Source organism: Bergeriella denitrificans NBRC 102155 (assembly GCF_001592185.1).
In the GTDB taxonomy this organism is placed as follows: domain Bacteria; phylum Pseudomonadota; class Gammaproteobacteria; order Burkholderiales; family Neisseriaceae; genus Neisseria; species Neisseria denitrificans.
On record NZ_BCWL01000252.1, the window covers coordinates 1 to 2,691 of the forward strand.

General features: G+C 59.6%; 3 protein-coding genes. 1 reads left to right on the forward strand and 2 read right to left on the reverse strand.

The features are described from left to right. The gene (locus tag BDE01S_RS09840) at window positions 1-669 is read right to left on the reverse strand and encodes an O-methyltransferase (RefSeq protein WP_066080969.1); all 669 of its coding nucleotides are present in this window, start codon (window positions 667-669) and stop codon (window positions 1-3) included. Window positions 670-696: 27 nt separating this feature from the next. Next, window positions 697-882, reverse strand: coding sequence for a DUF3460 family protein (locus BDE01S_RS09845; protein WP_066080972.1), 186 nt, complete (start codon window positions 880-882; stop codon window positions 697-699). Window positions 883-1,185: 303 nt separating this feature from the next. Between BDE01S_RS09845 and BDE01S_RS09850 the strand changes: the two genes are divergently transcribed. Further along, complete coding sequence (locus tag BDE01S_RS09850; RefSeq protein WP_066080974.1) at window positions 1,186-2,541, forward strand: polynucleotide adenylyltransferase PcnB; 1,356 nt, start codon at window positions 1,186-1,188, stop codon at window positions 2,539-2,541. Window positions 2,542-2,691 lie beyond the last annotated feature (150 nt).

Sequence of the window (2,691 nt, forward strand, 5' to 3'; positions counted from 1 at the left end):
TTATTTTTTGAGTAACAGGGTCAGGCCGTCGCCCACCGGCAGGGTAATCGGCACAATGCGCGAATCGTGCGGCAGGCTGCGGTTGAAATCCTGCAGAATATTCAGGCTGGGCGGCGCGCCTGCGGCTGCGGGCTGCATCACGCGGCCGCCGAGCAGGATGTTGTCGATGGCAATCACGCCGCCGCTGCGTACCAGCGTGAGGCAACGCTCGAAATAGTGCGGCGTGGGCGGCTTGTCGGCATCAATCAGCGCCAAATCGTAGCTGCCTGCGGCACCTGATGCGATTAAGTCGTTGAGCGTGAGCAGCGCGGGCTGTAGATGCAGCGTGATTTTGTGCTCAACGCCTGCGGCCTGCCAGCTTTCGCGGGCGATGTCGGTAAAGGTCACGCTGATGTCGCAGGCGGTGATGCGGGCGTGTTCGGGCAGAGCCAGCGCCATCGCGGTGCTGCTGTATCCGGTAAACACGCCGACTTCCAGATAGTTTTCCACCCGCAGCAGACGCGCCAGCCAGGTCAGTAGTGCGGCCTGCTCGCGGGCGATGGCCATTTTGCCGAGACGGTGGCCGCCGGTACGCGCGCGCAGGGCGGCGAGGGCGGGATGCTCGGTTTCGCCTATGCTGTTGAGATAGCTTTGCAGCTCGGGCGGGACGTTGGTGGCGGTGGTGGTCATGGCGTATGAAGCGGGTGAGCGGCAGGGTCAGTCTTGGTAATAGGTATAAGGCTTTTTGGCGACGGCGGCGGCTTCAAAACCGGCCTGCTCCTGCGGGTCGAGCGCAACGTCCCACAGCAGGTTGCGGTTGGCCAGACGCTCGGCTTCCATTTCCGGGTGCTCGGCCATCAGTTGATCTAAAAATTGGGTGGCATCGGATTTGTAGTGGTACATGGTGGCGTACTCCGCGTGATTGGACTTAAGCCTGTCATTATAGCGGATATTTTGCGGCAGGGCAGCCGATAAGGGCGCTGCCGCAGCGGCGGCATCTTGCGGATTTTGCGGGGCAGGCGGGATTATCGGTTATAATGGCGGGCGTTTGCCGCCTGCATCAGCCGGGCGGCGTGAAAATCCAACCCGCAGGCAGTCTGAAATCTTTGCCTAATGTTTTGCAGATTCAGAATATTACGCAAAGATTGCCTTTCCGCATCCGTGCGGCAGTTTCAGACGGCCTGTATGCGAAAGAAGATAAGAAGTATGTTGAAAAAATGGCTGCACAAAGTCATGCCGGGCAAAACGCGCAAGGCGGCTGTGCAAAAAAACGTCATGGCTTACGCCCAGCACGGCATCCGCGCCGATATGCTGAGCTTTGCCGCCGAAAAAGTCGTCTCCCGCCTGCAAAACGAAGGCTTCCAAGCCTATGTGGTCGGCGGCGCGGTGCGCGACCTGCTGCTGGGCATCGAGCCCAAAGATTTCGATGTGGCCACCGATGCCACGCCCGAGCAGGTGCGCAAAATATTCCGCCGCAGCCGCATCATCGGCCGCCGTTTCCAAATCGTACACGTGATGGTCGGCCCCGAAACCATTGAAGTCACCACCTTCCGGGGCGGCGACAAAGCCCTGCAAAACGCGCAGGGCCGGATTATGAAAGACAATACCTACGGCAGCATGGAAGAAGATGCTATGCGCCGCGACTTCACCTGCAACGCGCTGTATTACGACCCCGTCCGCCAGGAAATCATCGATTTTCATCAGGGTGCGGCCGACGTGCTCGCCAAAAAGCTGGTGATGATCGGCGACCCCGCAGCCCGCTATCAAGAAGACCCCGTGCGCGTGCTGCGTGCCGTGCGCCTGTCGGGCAAACTCGGCTTTGAAGTCGAAGCGCGTACCGCCGCGCCGATTGCCGAATATGCCGGCCGTCTGAAAAACGAGCCCGTCGCGCGGCTGTTTGACGAAATCATGAAGCTGCTGTTTTCCGGCCACGCCCGCGAATGCCTGCGCCGCCTCAACAGCCTGGGCATCTCCGATAACATCCACCCGCTTCTAAGCGCCCTCAAAACCGCCGATTTGCCGGAAAACCGCATCATCGCCCTGGCGCTGAAAAATACCGATGAGCGCCTGCGTGCCGATAAATCCGTATCGGTCGGCTTCGTCTTGGCCGCCATCCTGTGGCCGCAGCTCAACCGCTACTGGCAGCGCTACCAGCAGCAGGGTCAGAAACCCGTACCCGCGCTGGCCGAAGCCGTCAACACCCTGCGCGAACGGGTCGAAAAAGGCTGGGGCGTGCCGCAACGCTTTACCGCCACTATGCGCGAAATCTGGCAGTTCCAACCCCAGTTCGGCAACACCCGAGGCGCCCGCCCGCACCGCCTGCTGGCACAATCCCGCTTCCGCGCCGCTTACGATTTCTTGGTGCTGCGCGGCCAAGTCGGCGAAGTCGATGCCGATTTGGTGCAATGGTGGACCGATTTCCAACACGCCGACGAAGACACCCGCACCGAAATGACCCTGAACGCGCAGCAGCAGGCGCAAAAACAATACGCCGACGGCGAACGCCCGAAACGCAAACGCCGCCGCCGCCCGCGCAAGAAAAAAGCGGAGCAGGGGGAGTAAGGTTGATATAGAAAAAGCCGTCTGAAAAATCATAAGATTTTCAGACGGCTTTTTTGATTAAGTTGTGTGCGTTTGGGATAAGAGAAACGGTTGAGAAATTTAGAAACCGTTGAAATTCAGTAGTCTATCCTCTCTCCCGTGGGAGAGGGC

What these genes read in the sequence shown, in the direction of transcription:
- BDE01S_RS09840 (WP_066080969.1), bottom strand. Translation starts at nt 669, where the DNA reads ATGACCACCACCGCCACCAACGTCCCGCCCGAGCTGCAAAGCTATCTC.
- BDE01S_RS09850 (WP_066080974.1), top strand. Translation starts at nt 1,186, where the DNA reads ATGTTGAAAAAATGGCTGCACAAAGTCATGCCGGGCAAAACGCGCAAG.
- BDE01S_RS09845 (WP_066080972.1), bottom strand. Translation starts at nt 882, where the DNA reads ATGTACCACTACAAATCCGATGCCACCCAATTTTTAGATCAACTGATG.